The 21,596-nt window shown below is 72.6% G+C and carries 20 protein-coding genes; 15 read left to right on the top strand and 5 right to left on the bottom strand.

Annotated features, from left to right (window positions below; translation table 11 throughout):
* Positions 1-140 precede the first annotated feature (140 nt).
* The 3 genes from AOQ53_RS12540 to AOQ53_RS12530 all read left to right on the top strand — a co-directional run bounded on the left by AOQ53_RS12540 (position 141) and on the right by AOQ53_RS12530 (position 3,037).
* Entirely contained in the window at positions 141-1,574 is a 1,434-nt protein-coding gene (locus tag AOQ53_RS12540) for a DUF2252 domain-containing protein (RefSeq protein WP_059417106.1), read from the top strand.
* 71 nt (positions 1,575-1,645) lie between these two features.
* On the top strand, positions 1,646-2,563 hold the full coding sequence (locus tag AOQ53_RS12535; RefSeq protein WP_174523274.1) for a hypothetical protein: 918 nt from the start codon (positions 1,646-1,648) through the stop codon (positions 2,561-2,563).
* Between the two features lie 144 nt (positions 2,564-2,707).
* Positions 2,708-3,037, top strand: coding sequence for a rhodanese-like domain-containing protein (locus AOQ53_RS12530; RefSeq protein ID WP_059417105.1), 330 nt, complete (start codon positions 2,708-2,710; stop codon positions 3,035-3,037).
* 47 nt (positions 3,038-3,084) lie between these two features.
* On the opposite strand, the gene AOQ53_RS12525 is transcribed toward AOQ53_RS12530, so the two are convergent.
* Positions 3,085-4,218: an acyl-CoA dehydrogenase family protein gene (locus tag AOQ53_RS12525; RefSeq protein WP_059417104.1), complete on the bottom strand. Its 1,134-nt coding sequence runs from the start codon at positions 4,216-4,218 to the stop codon at positions 3,085-3,087.
* A gap of 420 nt (positions 4,219-4,638) precedes the next feature.
* Here AOQ53_RS12525 and AOQ53_RS12520 point away from each other — a divergent pair, with 420 nt between their 5' ends.
* Genes AOQ53_RS12520 through AOQ53_RS12510 form a run of 3 tightly spaced genes read left to right on the top strand, consistent with a single transcriptional unit; the run spans position 4,639 to position 7,351 of the window.
* A complete protein-coding gene (locus AOQ53_RS12520) occupies positions 4,639-5,403 on the top strand; it encodes a DUF5819 family protein (protein ID WP_059417103.1) in 765 nt (254 codons plus the stop codon).
* Complete coding sequence (locus tag AOQ53_RS12515; RefSeq protein ID WP_059417102.1) at positions 5,400-6,614, top strand: HTTM domain-containing protein; 1,215 nt, start codon at positions 5,400-5,402, stop codon at positions 6,612-6,614. The genes AOQ53_RS12520 and AOQ53_RS12515 overlap by 4 nt, the downstream gene beginning before the upstream one ends.
* Positions 6,611-7,351: a TrmH family RNA methyltransferase gene (locus AOQ53_RS12510; RefSeq protein WP_059417101.1), complete on the top strand. Its 741-nt coding sequence runs from the start codon at positions 6,611-6,613 to the stop codon at positions 7,349-7,351. The genes AOQ53_RS12515 and AOQ53_RS12510 overlap by 4 nt, the downstream gene beginning before the upstream one ends.
* Here AOQ53_RS12510 and paaN read toward each other — a convergent pair.
* Positions 7,348-9,039, bottom strand: a complete 1,692-nt coding sequence (gene paaN, locus AOQ53_RS12505) for a phenylacetic acid degradation protein PaaN (RefSeq protein WP_059417100.1) — start codon at positions 9,037-9,039, stop codon at positions 7,348-7,350. The two genes, AOQ53_RS12510 and paaN, sit on opposite strands and share 4 nt — an antisense overlap.
* A gap of 160 nt (positions 9,040-9,199) precedes the next feature.
* On the opposite strand from paaN, the gene AOQ53_RS12500 reads away from it, so the two are divergent.
* The 3 genes from AOQ53_RS12500 to AOQ53_RS12490 all read left to right on the top strand — a co-directional run bounded on the left by AOQ53_RS12500 (position 9,200) and on the right by AOQ53_RS12490 (position 11,751).
* Entirely contained in the window at positions 9,200-10,717 is a 1,518-nt protein-coding gene (locus AOQ53_RS12500; protein ID WP_059417099.1) for a 3-hydroxyacyl-CoA dehydrogenase, read from the top strand.
* Positions 10,714-11,304: a TetR/AcrR family transcriptional regulator gene (locus AOQ53_RS12495; protein ID WP_059417098.1), complete on the top strand. Its 591-nt coding sequence runs from the start codon at positions 10,714-10,716 to the stop codon at positions 11,302-11,304. The genes AOQ53_RS12500 and AOQ53_RS12495 overlap by 4 nt, the downstream gene beginning before the upstream one ends.
* Positions 11,305-11,439: 135 nt before the next feature.
* A complete protein-coding gene (locus tag AOQ53_RS12490) occupies positions 11,440-11,751 on the top strand; it encodes a hypothetical protein (RefSeq protein WP_148640316.1) in 312 nt (103 codons plus the stop codon).
* A 17-nt stretch (positions 11,752-11,768) separates the two neighbouring features.
* On the opposite strand, the gene AOQ53_RS12485 is transcribed toward AOQ53_RS12490, so the two are convergent.
* Positions 11,769-12,254: an Lrp/AsnC family transcriptional regulator gene (locus tag AOQ53_RS12485; protein ID WP_059417096.1), complete on the bottom strand. Its 486-nt coding sequence runs from the start codon at positions 12,252-12,254 to the stop codon at positions 11,769-11,771.
* A 191-nt stretch (positions 12,255-12,445) separates the two neighbouring features.
* Between AOQ53_RS12485 and pdhA the strand changes: the two genes are divergently transcribed.
* The 6 genes from pdhA to AOQ53_RS12455 all read left to right on the top strand — a co-directional run bounded on the left by pdhA (position 12,446) and on the right by AOQ53_RS12455 (position 19,535).
* Complete coding sequence (pdhA, locus tag AOQ53_RS12480) at positions 12,446-13,597, top strand: pyruvate dehydrogenase (acetyl-transferring) E1 component subunit alpha (protein ID WP_059417095.1); 1,152 nt, start codon at positions 12,446-12,448, stop codon at positions 13,595-13,597.
* Positions 13,594-14,598 carry an alpha-ketoacid dehydrogenase subunit beta gene (locus AOQ53_RS12475; protein WP_059417094.1) on the top strand — a complete coding sequence of 335 codons (1,005 nt, stop codon included), beginning with the start codon at positions 13,594-13,596 and terminating at the stop codon, positions 14,596-14,598. Before pdhA ends, AOQ53_RS12475 begins: the two co-directional genes overlap by 4 nt.
* Positions 14,598-16,004, top strand: coding sequence for a dihydrolipoamide acetyltransferase family protein (locus AOQ53_RS12470; RefSeq protein ID WP_059417093.1), 1,407 nt, complete (start codon positions 14,598-14,600; stop codon positions 16,002-16,004). Before AOQ53_RS12475 ends, AOQ53_RS12470 begins: the two co-directional genes overlap by 1 nt.
* 86 nt (positions 16,005-16,090) lie before the next feature.
* Complete coding sequence (locus AOQ53_RS12465; RefSeq protein WP_059417092.1) at positions 16,091-17,065, top strand: NTP transferase domain-containing protein; 975 nt, start codon at positions 16,091-16,093, stop codon at positions 17,063-17,065.
* Positions 17,062-18,432 carry a molybdopterin molybdotransferase MoeA gene (locus AOQ53_RS12460; RefSeq protein ID WP_059417091.1) on the top strand — a complete coding sequence of 457 codons (1,371 nt, stop codon included), beginning with the start codon at positions 17,062-17,064 and terminating at the stop codon, positions 18,430-18,432. Before AOQ53_RS12465 ends, AOQ53_RS12460 begins: the two co-directional genes overlap by 4 nt.
* Entirely contained in the window at positions 18,429-19,535 is a 1,107-nt protein-coding gene (locus AOQ53_RS12455; RefSeq protein ID WP_059417090.1) for a potassium channel family protein, read from the top strand. The genes AOQ53_RS12460 and AOQ53_RS12455 overlap by 4 nt, the downstream gene beginning before the upstream one ends.
* A 70-nt stretch (positions 19,536-19,605) precedes the next feature.
* On the opposite strand, the gene AOQ53_RS12450 is transcribed toward AOQ53_RS12455, so the two are convergent.
* Positions 19,606-20,454 carry an ABC transporter permease gene (locus AOQ53_RS12450; protein ID WP_059417089.1) on the bottom strand — a complete coding sequence of 283 codons (849 nt, stop codon included), beginning with the start codon at positions 20,452-20,454 and terminating at the stop codon, positions 19,606-19,608.
* On the bottom strand, positions 20,451-21,476 hold the full coding sequence (locus AOQ53_RS12445; protein WP_059417088.1) for an ATP-binding cassette domain-containing protein: 1,026 nt from the start codon (positions 21,474-21,476) through the stop codon (positions 20,451-20,453). Before AOQ53_RS12445 ends, AOQ53_RS12450 begins: the two co-directional genes overlap by 4 nt.
* Positions 21,477-21,596: the final 120 nt, after the last annotated feature.

Below are 21,596 nucleotides of genomic sequence, written 5' to 3'. Positions count from 1 at the left end.
CTGCCCCTGTCTGCTCCCTGGCGGTTCCCGCACGGGTTGTCCACAGCTGTGGAGTTGTCCACAGGGTCTGACGCGTTTCGGCCACCGGCTGTACGGTCGCACGAGTTGATGTTCGTGCGCGTGCGGGGGAGGCGGTCGGTGTGACCAGGGACAGTGCTGGGGATGAGGGCAGGGCGGCGCATGGGGGGACCCGTCGGCTGCCCCGGGTGCGCGGTTTCGCCGAGTGGCCCGCCGAGGGCTCGCCCAAGGACGAGGGCAAGGCCCTGCGCAAGCGGATCCCACGCCGCGCGCACGCCACGCTCGACCTGGACGCGTCCCGGCCCGACGCGGTGAGCGCGGTCGAGGAGTCGGGCCGCGGCCGGCTCCCTGAGCTCACGCCGATCCGGGTCGGCCGCATGGCCGCCACACCGTTCGCGTTCCTGCGCGGCGCCGCGGGCCTGATGGCCTACGACCTGGCGCGAACCCCCATGACCCGGATCAAGGCGCAGATCTGCGGTGACGCCCATGCGGCCAGTTTCGGCCTGTACGGCGACGCGCGCGGCGGCCTGGTCATCGATCTGAACGACTTCGACGAGACGGTGCTCGGCCCCTGGGAGTGGGACGTGAAGCGCCTCGCGGCCTCCCTGGTGCTCGCGGGCCGGGAGGCCGGAGCGGACGAGGAGAGGTGCCGAAAGGCGGCCTACGACGCGGTGGGCGCCTACCGCCGCACCATGCGGCTGCTGGCCAGGCTCCCGGTGCTGGACGCGTGGAACGCCATCGCGGACGAGGAACTCGTCTCCCACACGGACGCCCACGACCTGCTCGGCACGCTGGAGCGGGTCTCCGAGAAGGCCCGCCACAACACCAGCGGCCGTTTCGCGGCAAGGTCGACGGAGGCCACGGAGGACGGCGGGCGCCGCTTCGTCGACGCCCCGCCGGTGCTGCGGCGCGTCCCGGACGCGGAGGCCGCGGCGGTGGCGGCGTCCCTGGAGGAGTACGTCGGCACGCTGCCGGAGGACCGCCGGCCGCTCCTCGCCCGGCACGCGGTGCACGACGTGGCGTTCCGCGTCGTCGGCACCGGCAGTGTCGGCACCCGGTCCTACGTCGTGCTGCTCCTGGACCACCGGGGTGAGCCGCTGGTGCTCCAGGTGAAGGAGGCGCGGGCGTCGGCGCTGGTGCCGCATTTGGTGACGGCCGGTTTCGACGCGCCTGTGGTCGACCACGAGGGGCGGCGGGTCGTGCTGGGGCAGAAGCGGATGCAGGTCGTCAGCGACATTCTGCTCGGTTGGACAACGGTCGACGGGCATCCCTTCCAGGTCCGCCAGTTCCGCAACCGCAAGGGCAGCGTCGATCCGGCCGCCCTGGCCGCCGACCAGATGGACGACTACGGACGGATGACCGGCGCCCTCCTGGCCCGCGCCCACGCTCACAGCGCCGACCCCCGCCTCATCGCCGGCTACTGCGGCAAGAGCGAGGAGCTGGACGAGGCGATGGCGGATTTCGCCGTCGCCTATGCGGACCGTACGGAGGCGGACCATGCGGACCTGGTGGCGGGGGTGCGGGCGGGGAAGGTCGCAGCGGAGATGGGGGTCTGAACCCTCAGGACCATCGGGCGTGTGGTTGTCCGCAGCGCGGGAGCGGTCGGGCCGTGGCCTACGCTGGTCGGGTGACGACCCCGGAAGCTGAGCAGGGTGGTGGCGGCGCCGGTGAGGAACGGGTGACGCCCGAAGGTGACGCGGCGCGTGCAGAGGGCGGCGAGGATCGCCCCGAGGGCGGCGCGGCGCACACCGAAGACGAGGCGGCGCGGCCCGAGGCGCGGCTGGAGCGGGCCGTGCGGGCCGCCGAGCAAGCGCTGATCGAGTACGAGATCGCGGTGGAGACCTTCCGCGTCGAGATCGAGAACTTCTCCCGGCTGCACGAACAGAAGCTCGGGCCCCTCTACGGCCGGCTCGAGGAGCTGGACGCCCGGATCCTCGAGGCCAGGGCCGCCCGCAGCGGCGACCTGGAGGACCGGCGCCGGGCGGAGGAGGCCAGGGCCCGGCTCGCGCCGATCCCCGGCGTCGAGGAACTGCTGCACGGCTGGATGGACGACAGCGGTCTGTTCCCGGAGGCCGTGGCGATGCTCACGGACCAGGCGGTCCGGCCACCGCAGCGGGTCCGCCCCAGCGAGGAGGCCCGCAAGCTCTACCGCGAGCTGGCCCGCAAGGCCCACCCGGACCTGGCGCAGGAGGAGAAGGAACGCGAGCGGCGCGAGGAGTTCATCACCCGGGTGAACGCCGCCTACGCCCGGGGCGACGAGGCGGAGCTGCGCGAACTCGCCGAGGAATGGGCCAAGGGGCCGGAGCTGAAGCGGGGCCCGAGCCGCGCCGAGGAGCTCTATGCCCGCCTCGAATGGCTCGCCCAGCGCAAGGAACTGCTCGCCCTGCTCGCCAAGGAGCTGGAGGAGAGCGCCATAGGCCACATGCTCCAGCTGGCCCCGGACGACCCGGACGGCCTCCTGGACGAGATCGGGCAGCAGTTGCTCACCCAGGTCACCGAGCGGGAGCGGGAACTGGCCGCGCTGCTCGGCGAGGGCGCGGGCTAGGGTCTGGCCGGCTGATCAAAGTCGCAGGTGCCAGGCCCCGCGTCCGCGGCATGATCCGCCGGACGGACCCTAGCGTTGAGCCCCGCTCCGGCCGGGTCACGCGCCGGTTCGGGTAGCGTCGGACGTATGAGTTTCGGAGCTGGTGTGCCCACGGTCGAGGTCGCGGACCTCAAGGACGGCGACTTCCTGCTGGACGTCCGGGAGGACGACGAGTGGGAGGCCGGTCACGCCGAAGGGGCGCTGCACATCCCCATCAGCGAGTTCGTCGCCCGGTACGGGGAGCTGACCGAGGCCGCCCCGCAGGACGGCCGGGTCCATGTGATCTGCCGCTCCGGCGGACGTTCCGCCCAGGTCACGATGTACCTGGCCCAGCAGGGCATCGACGCCGTGAACGTCGACGGCGGCATGCAGGTGTGGGAGGCGGCGGGCCGTCCCGTCGTCACGGACGACGGCCAGCCCGGGTTCGTCCTGTAGCGCCTGTAGCGCCTGTAGCGCCTGCAAGCGCCCGCCCCCCGGCGGGTTCAGGCCAACGGGTGGGCGGCCAGCAGGTCGCCCAGGGCCTCCTCGTGTGCCGCCGCCGGGCCGAGTGACAGCTCCAGGTGCTTGGCCCAGGCGTGGTACCGGTGCAGGGGGTAGTCGACGTCGGCGCCGAACCCGCCGTGCAGATGCTGCGCCGTCTGCACGACCCGGCGTACGCCCTCCGCTGCCCAGATCTTGGCGACGGCGACATCACCGGCGGCGGGCAGCGCGCCCGGCGACCCCGAGGCGATCCGCCACGCGGCCTGCCACAGTGTGGCCTCCATCGCGCGCAGGTCGATGTAGCGGTCGGCGGCCTGCACGGCGACGGCCTGGAAGGTCGCGATCGGGAAGCCGAACTGCTCCCGCTTGCTCGTGTACTCCCCGGTCATGCGCAGCACGCGCTCCCCGAGCCCGAGCGCCAGCGCACACGTCCCGGTGGCCAGCAGGTCACGCAGCCACTCCCACGCGCCGTCGGCGTCGATCACGTCCCGGGCGGCCAGCCGCGCCGACTCCAGCCGCAGCTCGCCGAGCCGCTCACCGCTCGTGGAGAACTGCTCGGCCAGGACCATCCCCTCGTGCCCCCGCGGGACCAGGGCCAGCCCGGTCCGCCCGGTCCCCGTGCGCGCGGGGACGACCGTGACGTCCGCGTCGTACGCCCACGGCACCGCCGTCTGCACTCCGTCCAGCACCCATGCCTCGCCGTCCTGCCGTGCGGTCACGGCGAGCTCGGCCGGGTCGTGGCCGGTGCGGCCGTGCGCGGCGACGGTCAGCACGAGCTCGCCCCGGCCCGCCCGGGGCAGCAGCGCCGACTTCGCCTCCTCGCCGCCGAAGGCCTGTACGGCGGCCGCGGCCGCGCTGCTCTCCAGCAGCGGCACCCTGGCCAGCACCCGCGCCGACTCCCGCAGCACCAGGCACAGCGCGATCGCGTCCAGGCCGGCCCCGCCGTACCGGGCGTCCAGCAGCAGGCTCAGCAGGTCGGCTTCGGCGAGTTTGGCCCACAGGGCGCGGTCGCAGGCGTCGGCGACGGCGCCGGGGGTGAGGGCCGGACTGGGCACGGCGTCGGGCGCGACCCCGGCGAACACGCCCTTCGCCGCCTCGGCCGCGGCCTGCTGCTCCTCGGTGAAGGTGAAGTCCACGGTGCCTGTCCTTCCGGCCGGTCCCGTTGAGCTGACGTGAGCTGACGGGCCGGAAGATAGAACAGGTTCTAGAAGAAGGGAATGGGTGTGCGGGCGGGGGCCGTAGGGTGTCACTCCTGTGGGCGACCTGTCCGGGCGCCCTGTGGATAACCTGCGGGGGTCCCCTGTGGACCAGGGGGACCGCCGCTCCCGGCCGCCGCGGGCACCGTACGGTCGGCTTCCGATCAACTTCGGGTCGGCTTCGGGTCGGCTTCCGCGGTGTGGTGACGGCCACGGGCGGAACCGGCGCAAGAGGCTGTGCCCGGGTGGGCGGCCTGAGTACCGTGCCCGTGCCGATGTCGCGCGGTGGTGCGCGGGCGGTACGACGCCCTCGCGGCCGGGCGGACGGAACGACGGACCGGGATCGTGGAACGGGGCTGAATGGACGCGTACGACGGAGGCTCGGACGCCCGGCACGGGCCGGCCGGGCCGGGTGTGCCTGCCGAGTCGGGCGGGCCTGCCGAGCCGGACCCGCCCACCGAACCCCGCGCCGGTATCGCCGCGCTCTCCCTCCGCTACCGGATCGGTGTCGCGCTGGCGCTCGCGGCCGTCGCGGTGGGGGTCTGTGTGCACGTCGGGATGATGTTCCTGCACGTCGCGCCGCCGAACACCGTCACCAGGGAGCACGGCAAGGCCGTGGACGACTGGATCTATCCGGAGTTCGAGCAGAACTGGAAGCTCTTCGCGCCGAACCCGCTCCAGCAGAACATATCGATCCAGGTCCGTGCCGAGGTCCGGGACGGGGAGGGCGGGACGCTGACCACCGGCTGGTACGACCTGTCCGCCGAGGACGGCCGGGCCATCGACGGCAACCTGCTGCCCAGCCACACCCAGCAGAACGAGCTGCGTCGCGCCTGGGATTTCTTCCTCGCGACGCACGACGGCGAGAACCGCGCGGTGGGCCTGCGCGGCTCGCTCTCCGAGTCGTACCTGCGCCGGATCGTGGTGCTGCGCCTCGGCCGCGACGACGCCGTGCGGGCCGCCACCGGGGGCGGCGGCACCATCGAGCGCGTCCAGGTCCGCTCCCGCACCAGCAACGTGCCCCCGCCGAAGTGGAGCCGGGAGAAGGTCTCCACGACACCGGCCTACCGCGAGCTGCCGTGGTGGCCGGTGCCGGAGGACGAGACCGGGGGTGGCGTGCGGTGAACCGCTTCTCCCTGGCCGCCTCGCGCGTTATCGCCCGGGTCACCGAGGCCGCCCTCGGCCCGTACCAGACCGCCGTGATCCGCATCGGCTTCAGCGCGACCTGGCTGCTGTTCCTGCTGCGTGAGTTCCCCCACCGCCACGAGCTCTACGGCCCCGGCGGGCCCTGGAGCTGGGGTCTGGCCGAGCAGCTGATCGGGACCAACAAGGCCTTCACCACTCTCATGTGGTCGGACGGCGTGATCTGGTTCGAGACCGTCTACCTGCTCGCGATCCTCGCCAGTGCCCTGCTGATGCTGGGCTGGCGCACCCGCACCATGTCGGTGCTGTTCATGGTCGGTGTGCTGTCGCTCCAGAACCGCAGCGTCTTCATGGGCGACGGCGGCGACAACGTGCTGCACCTGATGTCGGTCTACCTGGTGTTCACGCGCTGTGCCCAGGTGTGGTCGCTGGACGCCCGCCGGGCCGCGCGCGCCCGGGCGGCACACGCGCGGGGCGAGCGGGTCAGGGACCGGACCGGCCCGGCGCTGTGGGGTGTGCTCGGGCTCGTGCTGGCCGGAGCGACCCTGGCCGGCCGGATGGACGGCGACTGGCTGATACCGGCGCTGCTGTGGACCGTGTGGGTGACGCAGGTCCTGTGGTGGCTGGCCGGGCGCCGCGCGAAGCCCGGTGAACTACGGATCATGCTCGACGTGGTCGCCGACATCGTGCACAACGGCGCCCTGCTCGTGATCATGGCCGAGGCGTGCCTGATCTACGCGACGGCCGGCTGGTACAAGATTCAGGGCTCCCGCTGGCAGGACGGCACCGCCGTCTACTACCCGCTCCACCTGGAGTACTTCTCGCCCTGGCCCGGGCTCGCCGACCTGCTGTCCGCCAGCGGCACGATGGTGATGCTCGTGACCTACGGGACGGTCCTGGTACAGGTCGCCTTCCCGTTCACGCTGTTCAACCGGCGGGTGAAGAACGTCCTGCTGGCCGTCATGATCACCGAGCACGCCGTGATCGCCGTCGTCCTCGGACTGCCGTTCTTCTCACTGGCGATGATCGCGGCGGACGCGGTGTTCCTGCCGACGACCTTCCTGCGCCGCATGGGCGGCTGGGCCGCACGCGCCCGTGACCGTCTGCTGCGGCGCGGCGGGTCCGGACAGGCCCCCGAGCAGCAGCACGCCCACGAGCGCCCCGAGGCCACGCACGTAGGCTTCGGGACATGACCGACCCCGTGACCGTCTGGCGCCGGCTCGCCGGCAGCACCGTCCTGCTCGACGGCTTCCACGCCCTCAAGCACGCCGTGCGGTTCGGCGCCGAGGTGCCGGTCGCGGTCACCGCCGACCGGGCGGCCACGCTCGCCCTCGCCGACGAGCTGGCCCCGGACGTACGGGAAGCGCTGGCCGGGCTGCTGACGGAGGTGCCGCACGAGACGTACGCGTCGTTCGTCCCGCGCCCGCACCCCACCGCCGTGGCCGCCCTGGCCGTACGGCCCTCCCGCGCGTCCAACCTCGAGAAGCTGGCGCACACGCCCCGCACGGCCCCCGTCGTGGTCCTCGACAACCCGCGCAACCTGGGCAACGCGGGGGCGGTGATCCGCCTGGCGGCCGGCTTCGGGGCGACGGGCGTGGTCACCACCGGGACGGTCGACCCCTGGCACCCCACGGTCGTCCGCGGCGGGGCCGGGCTGCACTTCGCGACGGCGGTGGAGCGGCTGGAGGTGTCCGATCTGCCGCCCGGCCCGCTGTTCGCACTCGACCCGGAGGGCGACGACATCCGGGCCATGAAGCTCCCGGACGACGCTGTCCTGGCCTTCGGCTCGGAACGCACGGGCCTTTCGCCCGAACTGCGCGCCAGGGCCGACCACTTGCTGTCCCTGCCGATGCGTCCCCAGGTCAGCAGCTACAACCTGGCGACGAGCGTGGCGATGACCCTGTACCACTGGAGCTGCGGGGCGGCTTAGGCCTCCCGCCGCACCTCGACGACCCTGAAGCGGTTGGCGACGAACGCCCCGTCGCAGAGCGCCGCACTGGCCGCCGGATTACCGCCCGAGCCGTGGAAGTCGGAGAACGCGGCCGTCTGGTTCACATACACCCCGCCCGTGAGATTCAGCGACAACTGCGCCGCCTCCTCCAGGCACACCTCCCGCACGTCCCGCTCGACCTCCGGGTCGGTCGTGTACGCCCCGACGGTCATCGCGCCCTTCTCACGGACGGTCCGCCGCAACAACTCCGCCGCGTCCGCCGCCGAGTCGACCGCCACGGCGAAGGAGACCGGCCCGAAGCACTCGCTCATGTACGCGGCCTCGGCATCCGGCTTGGCCCTGTCCAGCTTCACGATCACCGGCGTACGGACGACCGCGCCCGGGAAGTCCGGGTTGGCGATCTCCCGGGAGGCCAGGGCGACCTCGCCCAGCCCCGCCGCGCCCTCCAGCCGGGCCTTCACGTCCGGGTTGACGATCGCGCCCAGCAGCGCGTTCGCCCGGGCGTCGTCGCCCAGGAGCCCGTCGACCGCCTTGGCGAGATCCGCGACCACCTCGTCGTACGACTTGGGGCCCTGGTCCGTGGAGATGCCCTCGCGCGGGACGAGCAGGTTCTGCGGGGTCGTGCACATCTGGCCGCTGTAGAGGGACAGCGAGAACGCCAGGTTGGAGAGCATGCCCTTGTAGTCGGACGTGGAGTGGACGACGACCGTGTTGACGCCGGCCTTCTCCGTGTAGACCTGCGCCTGGCGGGCGTTGGCCTCCAGCCAGTCGCCGAACTCGGTCGAGCCCGTGTAGTCGATGATCCGGATCTCGGGGCGCAGCGCGAGGGTCTTGGCGATGCCCTCGCGAGGGCGCTCGGCGGCCAGCGCCACCAGGTTCGGATCGAAGCCGGTCTCGGCGAGCACTTCGCGAGCGACCTGCACCGTGAGCGCGAGGGGCAGCACCGCGCGCGGGTGGGGCTTGACCAGGACCGCGTTGCCGGTGGCGAGGGAGGCGAACAGGCCCGGGTAGCCGTTCCACGTCGGGAAGGTGTTGCAGCCGATCACCAGGCCGATGCCGCGCGGGACCGGCGTGAACTGCTTGGTCATGGCCAGCGGGTCGCGCTTGCCCTGCGGCTTGGTCCACTCGGCGTTGTCGGGTGTGCGCACCTGTTCCACGTACGCGTACGCCACCGCCTCCAGGCCGCGGTCCTGCGCGTGCGGCCCGCCCGCCTGGAACGCCATCATGAACGCCTGGCCGGAGGTGTGCATGACCGCGTGCGCGAACTCGTGCGTCCGGTCGCTGATGCGCTTGAGGATCTCCAGGCAGACCACCGCGCGCTGCTCCGCGCCCGCGTCCCGCCAGGCCCGCTGCCCGGCCTTCATGGCGGGCAGCAGCACGTCGAGGTCCGCGTGCGGGTACGTCACGCCCAGGTCGATGCCGTACGGGGACGTCTCGCCGCCCACCCAGTCGTCCGTGCCCGGCTGGCCGAGGTCGAGGCGGGTGCCGAGCAGGGCGTCGAAGGCGGCCTTGCCTGCGGCCGCGTCCAGGCTGCCGTCCTCCCCGTAGGCCTTGGGGTGCTCGGGGTGCGGGGACCAGTACGCGCGCGTGCGGATCGCTTCCAGCGCCTGGTCGAGGGTGGACCGGTGCCGGGCGATCAGCTCGTGCGCCGAGAGTGCGGCGGTCATGGGTGACCAACTCCTCGTCTCAAGAACTCCTCGTCGAGTTCATGACCTGGGCAGAAACCTGGGCAGGAACACTCGGACAGAGCTAGAGTAACCGAACGATCGGTCGGTTCAAGGGGGTCCGCCGCATCTGTGGAAAACCCCGTGCGGGAGGATCGCGCACATGACAGCACTCGACCTCAGCAGCCCCGTGGCCGTCGTCGGCACCGGCACCATGGGTCAGGGAATCGCCCAGGTCGCGCTGGTCGCGGGCCATCCCGTACGGCTGTACGACACCATCCCCGGGCGCGCACGGGGAGCCGCCGACGCTATCGGCGCCCGCCTGGACCGGCTCGTCGAGAAGGACCGACTCACCGGCACCGAGCGGGACGCCGCCCGCGCCCGGCTGCTGCCCGCCGAAGACCTCTCCGAGCTGGCGGACTGCTCCCTGGTCGTCGAGGCGGTCCTGGAGCGGCTGGACGTCAAACAGGACCTGTTCCGCGGGCTGGAGGGCATCGTCGCCGACGACTGCCTGCTCGCCACCAACACCTCGTCCCTGTCCGTCACCGCCATCGGCGGCGCCCTGCGCTCCCCCGGCCGCTTCGTCGGCCTGCACTTCTTCAACCCCGCCCCGCTGCTGCCGCTGGTCGAGGTCGTCTCCGGGTTCGCCACCGACGTCACGTACGCCACGCGCGCGTACGAGACCGCCCGCGCCTGGGGCAAGACGCCGGTCGCCTGCGCGGACACCCCCGGCTTCATCGTCAACCGCATCGCCCGGCCCTTCTACGCCGAGGCCTTCGCGGTCTACGAGGCGCAGGGCGCCGACCCGGCCACCATCGACGCCGTGCTGCGCGAGTCGGGCGGCTTCAAGATGGGCGCGTTCGAGCTGACCGACCTGATCGGCCAGGACGTGAACGAGTCCGTCACGCGGTCGGTCTGGCAGTCCTTCTTCCAGGATGTACGCTTCACGCCGTCCCTCGCCCAGCGGCGCCTGGTCGAGTCCGGCCGGCTGGGCCGCAAGACCGGCCACGGCTGGTACGACCACCGGGACGGCGCCGAGCGTCCGGAACCCGACACGGCGGAGCAGCGGCAGCCGCCGGCGTACGTCGTCGCGGAGGGTGACCTGGGCCCGGCCGGTGACCTGCTCGCGCTGATCCGCGAGGCGGGCATCCCGGTCCGAGACGAGGACGAGGACAACGGCACCCGCATGGTGCTGCCGAGCGGCGGCCAGCTCGCCCTCGCCGACGGGCAGACCTCCGTGGAGTTCCGGGACGTCGTCTACTTCGACCTCGCCCTGGACTACCGCAAGGCCACCCGGATCGCCCTGGCCGCCTCCCAGGACACCTCCCCGCAGACCCTCGCCGAGGCCATCGGACTGTTCCAGGCGCTCGGCAAGCAGGTCAGCGTCATCGGTGACGTCCCCGGCATGATCGTCGCCCGCGCGGTCGCGCGGATCATCGACCTGGCGCACGACGCCGTCGCCAAGGGCGTGGCCACCGAGGAGGACATCGACACCGCGATGCGCCTCGGCGTCAACTACCCCCTGGGCCCCTTCGAGTGGAGCCGCCGGCTCGGCCGTTACTGGGCTTACGCGCTCCTGGACGACCTCCACCTGCGGGACCCCTCGGGGCGCTACGCGCCGTCCCTCGCGCTGTACCGCCACGCCCACGCCTCCGACAAGCGGGAGGGCACAGCCTCATGACCACCGCCAAGCGCGACACCTACACGCCGGACACCCTGCTGTCCGTCGCCGTCCGGGTGTTCAACGAGCGCGGTTACGACGGCACCTCCATGGAGCACCTCTCCAAGGCGGCCGGCATCTCCAAGTCGTCGATCTACCACCACGTGGCCGGCAAGGAGGAGCTGCTGCGGCGGGCAGTGAGCCGGGCCCTGGACGGCCTCTTCGGGATCCTCGACGAGGAGCACGCGCGCGTGGGGCGCGCCGCCGACCGCCTGGAGTACGTCGTCCGGCGCATGGTCGAGGTGCTCATCGCCGAACTGCCCTACGTGACTCTCCTGCTGCGGGTGCGGGGCAACACCGACACCGAGCGGTGGGCCCTGGAGCGGCGCCGCGACTTCGACCACCGGGTCGCCGACCTGCTCAAGGCGGCCGCCGCCGACGGCGACGTGCGCGCCGACATAGAGGTCCGGCTGGTGACCCGGCTGGTCTTCGGCATGATCAACTCGATCGTCGAGTGGTACCGGCCGGACGTCCGCGGCATGAGCGAGCGCGAGGTGGCCGACGCGGTGGTGCAGCTGGCCTTCTCCGGCCTGCGCAGAGCCGCCTGACCGGCCTGTGCAGAGCCGCCTGACCGGCCTGTGCAGAGCCGCCTGACGGCGTCCCCCCGCGTGAGTATCCGCGCGTGGGCGGGGTGAGTAGGCGCGACGATGTCCCGGCCACCCCGCGGTGATGGGGTGGGGCGCATGCCCGGAAATGACGCGCCGCCCTCCCCCGCCGCCCACCGGACGTGGTGGCGGGCGCCGCTCGTGGCCACCCTGCTAGGCCTGCCGCTCCTCGCGCTGGAGTACCGCTGGTTCGCCGCCCAGGACGGCCCCGGCGCTTTCTCGGGTGTGCTGTTCTGGGCGACCGGACTGCTCGTGCTCGCCTGGGTGCTGCCGCACCGCCGGTCCCTGCGCGGACTGCGGATCGTGGCGGCCGGCACCGGGCTCGGGTGCGCGCTGCTCCCGGTGCTGTTCGCGGTGCTGCTCGGCCTCGCGGTGGCCTCGTCGAGCTGACGGCGCGGCCCGGGCGTTCACCCCTGCGGTTCCAGGTCCTCCTCCTCGAACACCAGCAGCGTGCGCGTGCTGAGCACCTGCGGGATCGCCTGGAGCCGGGTCAGCACCAGCTCGCGCAGCGCCCGGTTGTCGGACACGTGCACCAGCAGCAGCACGTCGAAGTCGCCGCCCACCAGGGCGATGTGGGAGGCGCCGGGCAGTTGTCTGAGCTCCTCGCGCACCGTGCGCCAGGAGTTCTGCACGATCTTCAGCGTGATGTACGCGGACGTGCCCTGGCCTGCCCGCTCGTGGTTGACGCGGGCGCCGAAGCCGCGGATGACGCCGTCCTCGACGAGCCGGTTGATGCGGGCGTAGGCGTTGGCGCGCGAGACGTGGACCCGCTCGGCGACCGACCTTATCGAGGCGCGGCCGTCCGCCTGGAGCATGCGCAGGATGTCCTGGTCGATGGCGTCCAGCGGACGCGGCGGTGGCGGCAGGCCGCTGTCGTCCTGGCTTTCGGCCATTTGTTCAGATGCCACCTGCGCCCGCCTCCCTACCATGGACGTACTGCGTCCATCACAGGCTGTGGAGAACCGTTTGTCCACAGCCTGGGGCCACCCGTAGCCAAAATGTGCCGACGACCGAACAATCGGTAGGTGAGGCGCATCACAGCCGACGCGCCTGCACGAAGCCGCTCCCACGAGGAGGTGCCGTCATGACGGTCATGGAGCAGCGGGGCGCGTACCGGCCGACCCCGCCGCCCGCCTGGCAGCCCCGCACGGACCCCGCGCCGCTGCTGCCCGACGCCGAGCCGTACCGCGTCCTCGGCACCGAGGCGGCCGCGAAGGCCGACCCGGAGCTGTTGCGGACGCTGTACGCCCAGCTGGTCCGCGGTCGCCGCTACAACGCGCAGGCCACCGCGCTCACCAAGCAGGGCCGCCTGGCCGTCTACCCCTCCACCACCGGCCAGGAGGCTTGCGAGATCGCCGCCGCGCTCGTGCTGGAGGAGCAGGACTGGCTCTTCCCCAGCTACCGCGACACGCTCGCCGTCGTGGCCCGCGGTGTGGACCCCGTCGAGGCGCTCACGCTGCTGCGCGGCGACTGGCACACCGGCTACGACCCGTACGAGCACCGGGTCGCCCCCCTGTCCACCCCGCTCGCCACCCAGCTGCCGCACGCCGTGGGCCTCGCGCACGCCGCCCGCCTGAAGGGCGACGACGTGGTCGCGCTGGCCATGGTCGGCGACGGCGGCACCAGCGAGGGCGACTTCCACGAGGCGCTGAACTTCGCCGCCGTCTGGCAGGCCCCCGTCGTCTTCCTGGTGCAGAACAACGGCTTCGCGATCTCCGTCCCGCTCGCCAAGCAGACCGCGGCCCCGTCGCTGGCCCACAAGGCCGTCGGCTACGGCATGCCCGGCCGCCTGGTCGACGGCAACGACGCCGCCGCCGTGCACGAGGTGCTGAGCGACGCCGTGCGCCACGCCCGCGCAGGCGGCGGACCCACCCTCGTCGAGGCGATCACCTACCGCGTCGACGCCCACACCAACGCCGACGACGCGACCCGCTACCGCGGCGACGCCGAGGTCGAGACCTGGCGCGAGCACGACCCGATCCAGCTGCTGGAGCGGGAGCTGACCGCGCGCGGCCTGCTCGACGAGGCCGGAAAGCAGGCCGCCCGGGATGCCGCCGAGGCGATGGCCGCCGGCCTGCGCGAGCACATGAACCAGGACCCGGCCCTCGACCCCATGGACCTGTTCGCCCACGTCTACGCCGAGCCCACCCCCCAACTGCGCGACCAGCGGGACCAGTTGCGGGCCGAGCTGGAGGCCGCGGCCGAGACCGCGCCGGAAGGGGGCACGCACCGATGACCACCGTCGCCGTCAAGCCGGCCACCATGGCGCAGGCCCTCACGCGCGCGCTGCGCGACGCCATGGCCGCCGACCCCGCCGTGCACGTCATGGGCGAGGACGTCGGCACCCTCGGCGGCGTCTTCCGCGTCACCGACGGACTCGCCAAGGAGTTCGGCGAGGACCGCTGCACGGACACCCCGCTCGCGGAGGCGGGGATTCTTGGCACGGCGGTGGGCATGGCCATGTACGGCCTGCGCCCGGTCGTGGAGATGCAGTTCGACGCGTTCGCCTACCCGGCGTTCGAGCAGCTCATCTCGCACGTGTCCCGCATGCGCAACCGCACCCGCGGCAAGATGCCCCTCCCGGTCACCATCCGCGTCCCCTACGGCGGCGGCATCGGCGGCGTCGAGCACCACAGCGACTCCTCCGAGGCGTACTACATGGCCACTCCGGGGCTCCATGTCGTCACGCCGGCCACCGTCGCCGACGCCTACGGTCTGCTGCGCGCCGCGATCGCCTCCGACGACCCGGTCGTCTTCCTGGAACCCAAGCGGCTGTACTGGTCGAAGGACTCCTGGAACCCCGAGGAGCCGGCGCCCGTTGAACCGATCGGCCGCGCGGTGGTGCGGCGCTCGGGCCGGAGCGCCACGCTCATCACGTACGGGCCGTCCGTACCCGTCTGCATGGAGGCGGCCGAGGCGGCCCGGGCCGAGGGCTGGGACCTCGAAGTCGTCGATCTGCGCTCCCTGGTGCCGTTCGACGACGAGACGGTGTGCGCCTCGGTGCGGCGGACGGGACGCGCGGTCGTCGTCCACGAGTCGGGCTCCTTCGGCGGCCCGGGCGGGGAGATCGCGGCCCGGGTCACGGAGCGCTGCTTCCACCACCTGGAGGCGCCGGTGCTGCGTGTGGCCGGGTTCGACGTCCCGTATCCGCCGCCGATGCTGGAGCGCCACCACCTGCCCGGAGTGGACCGGATCCTGGACGCCGTGGGGCGTCTTCAGTGGGAGGCCGAGAGCTGATGGCACAGGTGCTCGAGTTCAAGCTGCCCGACCTGGGTGAGGGGCTCACCGAGGCGGAGATCGTGCGCTGGCTGGTAGAGGTCGGCGACGTGGTCGCCATCGACCAGCCGGTCGTCGAGGTCGAGACGGCCAAGGCGATGGTCGAGGTGCCCTGCCCCTACGGCGGTGTGGTCACGGCCCGTTTCGGCGAGGAGGGCACGGAACTGCCCGTCGGGGCGCCGCTGATCACGGTGGCGGTGGGGGAGCGGCCTACGTCCTCCGGCGGCTCGGCGGCTTCCGGCGGCTCGGCGGAGTCCGCGAGCGGGGAGTCCGCCGGCGCCGGCTCCGGTGCCGAGGGCTCGGGCAACGTCCTGGTCGGATACGGCACGTCCGAGGCGCCCGCGCGGCGACGCAGGGTGCGGCAGGGAAGGCCGGTGTCCGGTGCGTCCGCGGCAGGCTCCCGGGCGGTGAACGGGCATGCCGGTGCCGAGGCGGAGGACGGCCCCGTCCCCGTGATCTCGCCCCTGGTCCGTCGGCTGGCCCGGCAGAACGGCCTCGACCTGCGGGAGCTGACCGGGTCCGGCCCCGACGGGCTGATCCTGCGGGCGGACGTGGAGTACGCGCTGCGTGCCGCCGGCCAGGGCGCTGCGGCCGCACCGTCGGCACAGCCGCGCCCGCGCGTGCCGCAGGCACCGGGCACGGCCCCCGCACCGCGGCCCACCGGGACACCTGCCCACGGCGAGATCCGCACCCCGCTCAAGGGCGTCCGGGGCGCTGTCGCCGACAAGCTGGCGCGCAGCCGCCGCGAGATCCCGGACGCCACCTGCTGGGTGGACGCCGACGCCACGGAGCTCATGCGGGCACGCACGGCCATGAACGCGGCCGGCGGCCCGAAGATCTCCCTCCTGGCCCTGCTGGCCCGGATCTGCACGGCGGCCCTCACCCGCTTCCCCGAGCTCAACTCGACGGTGGACGCGGAGGCCAGGGAGGTCGTCCGGTTCGACCACGTGCACCTGGGCTTCGCCGCGCAGACCGACCGCGGGCTCGTCGTCCCGGTCGTCCGGGACGCGCACGCGCGCGACGCCGAGTCGCTGACCGCGGAGTTCGCCCGGCTGACCGAGGCGGGCCGGACCGGGACGCTGACGCCCGCGGAACTCACCGGCGGGACCTTCACGCTGAACAACTACGGAGTCTTCGGCGTCGACGGCTCCACACCGATCATCAACCACCCCGAGGCGGCCATGCTCGGCGTCGGCCGCATCGTCCCCAAGCCCTGGGTGCACGAGGGCGAGCTGGCGGTGCGGCAGGTCGTCCAGCTCTCGCTCACCTTCGACCACCGGGTGTGCGACGGCGGCACGGCGGGCGGCTTCCTGCGCTACGTGGCGGACTGCGTGGAACAGCCGGCTGTGCTGCTGCGGACGCTGTGATTCCTGTTCGGCCCGCGAGCCGGTGCCCGTGATCGTGTCCGTTCCCCCGCGTTCCTTGTGATCGCGGGGGCACGCATACTCGGGGTGTGACCGCCTACGAGTTCCCGGGTGAACCCGGCACCGGTTCCGGCCCCGCGCAGCGGCCGGACCCCGCCGCGTACGACGCCGTCGTGCTCGCCGGGGGTGCCGCCCGCCGGCTCGGCGGCGCGGACAAACCCGGTGTGCGCGTGGGCGGCAGGGCCCTGCTCGACCGCGTGCTCGCCGCGTGCGCGGGCGCCCGCGCCACCGTCGTCGTCGCCGCGCCCCGGCCGACGGCACGGCCCGTGACCTGGGCCCACGAGGACCCGCCCGGCGGCGGCCCGCTCGCCGCGCTCGACGCCGGGCTCCGGCACACCACGGCGGAGCATGTCGTGGTGCTCTCCGCCGATCTGCCGTTCCTGGAGGAGCGCACGGTCGACCGGCTGCTGAGCACGCTCCGGGCGAGTGCCGCCCACGGCGTGCTGCTGACCGACCCCGAGGGCCGTGACCAGCCGCTCGTGGCCGCGTACGCCGCGCCGCGGCTGCGCGAGGTGCTCGCACTCCTCACCGACCGGCACGAGGGTCTCGCCGGTCTCCCGCTGCGGCGCCTCGTCGCCGAGCTGAACCTCACCCGCATCTCCGACCCCGTCGCGTCCTTCGACTGCGACACCTGGGACGACATCGCCACCGCCAGGGCACGCATCAGGGAGCATGGGCACGTGTTGGATGAATGGATTTCCGCAGTCAAGGACGACCTCGGGATCGACCTCGACGTCGACACCCACCTTCTGCTCGACCTCGCCCGCGACGCCGCCCACGGTGTGGACCGGCCGGCGGCGCCGCTGACCACCTTCCTCGTCGGCTACGCGGCCGCACGGGCGGGCGGCGGCCCCGAGGCGGTCGCCGAGGCCGCCCGCAGGGCCGAGGCTCTCGCCGCCCGCTGGGCGGAAGAAAGTGCCGCAGAGGACCAGATCTCCGGCACCCGGCCCCAGCCCGACGTCGCCCCCGACGCGACGCCCGACACCCGCCCGGACGCCGGATGACCCCGCACGGCACACGCGCCGGTGAGGACGCCGAGGACCTCGACGTCGAGGAGGTGCTCGCCCTCGTGAACAACAGCAACGACCTGTCCGGCCCCGCCGGCCGGGCTGAGACGGACAGCCGCCGCGCCTCCGGCCAGCCGGCAACCTCTCCTCCGCCCGACGCCCGCCACCACGCCACCCCCTGGCCGGAGGCCCGGGCCACCGCCGGACGCGCCGCCCGGGCCACCCGCCGCCAGCCGGTCTCCGTGCCTCTCGAAGCCGCCCTCGGCCTCACCCTGGCCGCTCCCCTCGACGCCCTCACCGACCTCCCCTCCTTCGACACCTCCGCGATGGACGGCTGGGCGGTCGCCGGGCCCGCCCCCTGGGACGTACGGGACGACGGCGTCCTGGCCGGGCACCCCGTGCACGCGCCCTTGACCGACGGCGAGGCCGTCCGGATCGCCACCGGCGCCCGCATCCCCCCGGACACCACCGCCGTTCTGCGCAGCGAGCACGGCCGCACCGACGAAAAGGGCCGCCTGTACGCGACCAGGGACGTCGTCCCCGGCCAGGACATCCGCCCGCGCGGCCAGGAGTGCCGCAGCGGTGACCAGTTGCTCCCCGTCGGCGCCCTCGTCACCCCTGCCGTACTCGGGCTCGCCGCAGCGGCCGGATACGACACCGTCACCGCTGTCCCACGGCCTCGTGCCGAGATCCTGGTCCTGGGCGACGAGTTGCTCACCGAGGGACGGCCGCACGACGGGCTGATCCGGGACGCGCTCGGTCCGATGCTGCCGCCCTGGCTGCGGGCGCTCGGCGCCGAGGTCACCGCCGTACGACGCGTCCGCGACGACGCCGGCGCCCTGCACCAGGCGATCACCACGTCCGACGCCGATGTCGTCGTCACCACCGGCGGCACCGCCGCGGGCCCCGTCGACCACGTGCACCCCACGCTGCGCCGGATCGGTGCCGAACTCCTCGTGGACGGCGTCAAGGTGCGCCCCGGCCACCCCATGCTGCTGGCCCGCATCACGGAGACCCAGCACCTGGTCGGCCTGCCCGGAAACCCGCTCGCCGCCGTCTCCGGGCTGCTGACGCTCGCCGAGCCGTTGTTGCGGACCCTCGCGGCCCGTCCGGCCCCGGAGCCGTACACGCTGCCGACCAGGGACGCCGTGCACGGGCACCCGTACGACACCCGGCTCGTCCCCGTCGTCCTGCGGGGCGACCAGGCCGTGCCGCTGCGCTACAACGGACCGGCCATGCTGCGCGGTATCGCGGCGGCCGACGCGCTGGCCGTCGTACCCCCGGGCGGCGTACGTCCGGGACAGGAGGCGGAACTGCTCGACCTGCCCTGGGCGTCCGGAGGAATCGGGGTGTGTTTCACGTGAAACTTCCGGGCCAGGACGCGATTGCCCGCCAGGCGGACGAGCATCTGGTGACCCATCGGGTGAAACTCCCGAGGAAAGTGGTGGAGCACCCGATCCGCCAGGTCGCCAAGAGGCTCTCCATGGCACTGGTGGTTCTCCTCGTGACCGCGCTGATCGTCTACGTCGACCGCGACGGCTACAACGACAACGGGGGTGGCGGCCTCACCCTCCTCGACGCGTTCTACTACGCGACCGTCACGCTCTCCACCACCGGCTACGGCGACATCACCCCCGCCAGTGACGCCGCCCGGCTCACGAACATCCTCGTCATCACGCCCCTGCGCGTGCTGTTCCTGATCATCCTGGTCGGCACCACCCTCGAAGCCCTCACCGAACGCACGCGGGAGGAGTGGCGACTGAACCGCTGGAGGTCCACGTTGCGCGATCACACCGTCGTCATCGGCTTTGGCACGAAGGGCAGGTCGGCGATCCGGACTGTCTGTGCGACGGGTCTGAAGAAGGAACAGGTGGTCGTGGTCGACCCCAGCTCCAAGGCGATCGACGCCGCGACCGCCGAGGGCTACGTGGGCATCGTCGGGGACGCGACGCGCAGCGAGGTGCTGAAGCGGGCCGAGGTGCACAGGGCGCGCCAGATCATCATCGCCACGCAGCGCGACGACACGGCGGTCCTGGTGGCGCTGACGGCCCGGCAGCTCAACCGCGGGGCGAACATCGTGGCCGCGGTGCGGGAGGAGGAGAACGCGCCGCTGCTGAAGCAGTCCGGCGCCGACGCGGTCATCACCAGCGCCAGCGCCGCAGGCCGTCTGCTCGGCCTCTCCGTCCTCAGCCCCTCAGCGGGCATGGTGATGGAGGACCTCATCCAGCAGGGCAGCGGGCTCGACATCGTCGAACGGCCGGTGGTCAAGGCCGAGGTGGGCAAGACCCCGCGGGAGATCACCGACCTGGTGGTGAGCGTCATACGCGGTCACCGGGTGCTCGGCTACGACGATGCGGCCGTCGGGAAGCTGGAGCTGACCGACCGGCTCATCACGATCGTGCGGGCGACGCCCGGCACACAGGTCGCGCCCGACACGCGGCCGTTGCCGCCGATGCCCCGCAGCTGACCGGCAGGACGAGAGGCCGGCCGCCACGCACTCCCCCCGTGCGCGACGGCCGGCCGCCAAGGCCCCAGACCTACTTCCGGTTGTACAGCCGCATCGTGATCGGCCCGAAGACCAGGACGAACAGCCCTGCCCAGCCCAGCGACCAGGCGACCTCGGCGGCCGGCCAGTCGCCGCCCATCAGGCCGCGCACCGCCGACGCCAGATGGGTGATGGGGCTGTTGTTGACGAAGGCCTGGAGCCAGCCCGGCATCGTCTTCGGGTCGACGAAGACGTTGGACAGGAAGGTGAGCGGGAAGATCACCATCATGCTGACGCCCATCACCGACTTCTCGGTGCGCAGCATCAGCCCGAACATCGTCCAGATCCACGAGAAGGCGAACGAGAAGAGCACCAGCAGGGCGATCCCGGCGAGCACACCGCCGATCCCGCCGTCCGGCCGGTAGCCGAGGATGATGCCGACGGTGAGCATCACGACGGACGCGATCGTGTACCGCAGGGCATCGCCGAGCAGATAGCCGACCATCGTCGACGGCCGCCAGATCGGCAGGCTGCGGAACCGGTCGAAGACGCCCTTCTCGATGTCGGTGTTGACCGAGACGCCCGTGTACATCGTGATCATCACGACCGACATCACGAGGATGCCCGGCAGCAGGAACTGGATGTACTCCTTCGGCGAGCCGGCCAGCGCCCCGCCGAACAGGTACGTGTACATCAGCACCATCATGATCGGGAACGCCGTGACGTCGAAGAGCTGCTCCGGCACGTGCTTGATCTTGAGGATCGCCCGCCAGCCGAAGGTCATCGAGGCCGACCAGGCGCTGGGCCGGGGCGGACGCTCTTTGGAGATGAGCAGCGCGGCGAGGGATTCGGCGCTGACCGGGGCGAGTTCCTTGCTCTCCGTGGTCGTCGCGGTGCTCATGCCGCCACCTCGTCCTTCGGGTCGTGGGAGTCGTCGGCGTGGTCGGAGTCGTGCGTGTCGTGTCCGGTGAGGGCGAGGAACACCTCGTCCAGGCTGGGCTGGCCCAGCGAGAAGTTGTCGACGGTTATCCCGGCGTGGGCCAGCTCGCTCAGCGCGCGGGACGCCTGCTGGGCCGCGCTGTCGTCGCTCGCCGCCGTACCGAGGCGGGCGGTCAGGGCCACCGGGTCGTGTTCCAGCTGTACCTGCGCGTCGAGGACCCGGTGCAGCAGATCCGCCGCCAGGGCCCGCTGGTCCGGATCTCGCAGCCGTAGATGGACGGACCCGGCGCCGACGGACGACTTCAGCTCGCCCTTGGTGCCCTCGGCGATCACACGGCCGCGGTCGATGACGGCGATCCGGGACGCCAGCTGGTCGGCCTCGTCCAGGTACTGCGTGGTCAGCAGCACGGTGGTGCCCTGGGCGACGACAGCCCGCACGATGTCCCAGACCTGGTTACGGCTGCGCGGGTCGAGGCCGGTGGTCGGCTCGTCGAGGAACAGCAGGTCGGGGGTGTTCAGGATGGACGCGGCGATGTCGATGCGGCGCCGCATGCCGCCCGAGTAGTGCTTGACCTGCTTCGCGGCCGCCTCCGTGAGCCCGAAGGCCTCCAGGAGCTGGGCGGCACGGTCCCGGGCGGCCTTTTTGTGGTGGCCGAGCAGCCGGCCCAGCAGGACCAGGTTCTCGGTGCCGGTGAGGTCCTCGTCCACTGACGCGTACTGGCCGGTGAGGCTCACCCTGCCACGCACCTCGTCGGCCTCGCGGACGATGTCGTGGCCGAAGACATGAGCCTCACCACCGTCCGGCCGGAGCAGGGTGGCGAGCATCTTCACGGTGGTGGTCTTGCCGGCGCCGTTCGGGCCGAGGACGCCGTAGACCGCGCCCGCGGGCACGGACAGGTCCACTCCGTCGACCGCCCTCGTCTCGCCGAACGTTTTCACCAGGCCCGCGGTCTCGATCGCCAGGCCGGACGTCTGCGTGCTCATGTTTCGGTCCTTCCGAGTACGTGGGCTACGCATGGGGAGACCTTTACGGTCGCGCAAACTCATCGGTCCCGCATATGGAATTCGGCCAGGACCGGACCAACGACGGAGGCGGAGTCCACC

It is taken from the genome of Streptomyces azureus (genome assembly GCF_001270025.1).
GTDB lineage: Bacteria > Actinomycetota > Actinomycetes > Streptomycetales > Streptomycetaceae > Streptomyces > Streptomyces azureus.
Note: the sequence above shows the minus strand (reverse complement) of the source record. Positions and strands in the feature narration are given on the sequence as shown.

What these genes read in the sequence shown, in the direction of transcription:
- AOQ53_RS12510 (WP_059417101.1), top strand. Translation starts at nt 6,611, where the DNA reads ATGACCGACCCCGTGACCGTCTGGCGCCGGCTCGCCGGCAGCACCGTC.
- AOQ53_RS12445 (WP_059417088.1), bottom strand. Translation starts at nt 21,476, where the DNA reads ATGAGCACGCAGACGTCCGGCCTGGCGATCGAGACCGCGGGCCTGGTG.
- AOQ53_RS12475 (WP_059417094.1), top strand. Translation starts at nt 13,594, where the DNA reads ATGACCACCGTCGCCGTCAAGCCGGCCACCATGGCGCAGGCCCTCACG.
- AOQ53_RS12450 (WP_059417089.1), bottom strand. Translation starts at nt 20,454, where the DNA reads ATGAGCACCGCGACGACCACGGAGAGCAAGGAACTCGCCCCGGTCAGC.
- AOQ53_RS12495 (WP_059417098.1), top strand. Translation starts at nt 10,714, where the DNA reads ATGACCACCGCCAAGCGCGACACCTACACGCCGGACACCCTGCTGTCC.
- pdhA (WP_059417095.1), top strand. Translation starts at nt 12,446, where the DNA reads ATGACGGTCATGGAGCAGCGGGGCGCGTACCGGCCGACCCCGCCGCCC.
- AOQ53_RS12460 (WP_059417091.1), top strand. Translation starts at nt 17,062, where the DNA reads ATGACCCCGCACGGCACACGCGCCGGTGAGGACGCCGAGGACCTCGAC.
- AOQ53_RS12470 (WP_059417093.1), top strand. Translation starts at nt 14,598, where the DNA reads ATGGCACAGGTGCTCGAGTTCAAGCTGCCCGACCTGGGTGAGGGGCTC.
- paaN (WP_059417100.1), bottom strand. Translation starts at nt 9,039, where the DNA reads ATGACCGCCGCACTCTCGGCGCACGAGCTGATCGCCCGGCACCGGTCC.
- AOQ53_RS12520 (WP_059417103.1), top strand. Translation starts at nt 4,639, where the DNA reads ATGGACGCGTACGACGGAGGCTCGGACGCCCGGCACGGGCCGGCCGGG.
- AOQ53_RS12485 (WP_059417096.1), bottom strand. Translation starts at nt 12,254, where the DNA reads ATGGCCGAAAGCCAGGACGACAGCGGCCTGCCGCCACCGCCGCGTCCG.
- AOQ53_RS12490 (WP_148640316.1), top strand. Translation starts at nt 11,440, where the DNA reads ATGCCCGGAAATGACGCGCCGCCCTCCCCCGCCGCCCACCGGACGTGG.
- AOQ53_RS12500 (WP_059417099.1), top strand. Translation starts at nt 9,200, where the DNA reads ATGACAGCACTCGACCTCAGCAGCCCCGTGGCCGTCGTCGGCACCGGC.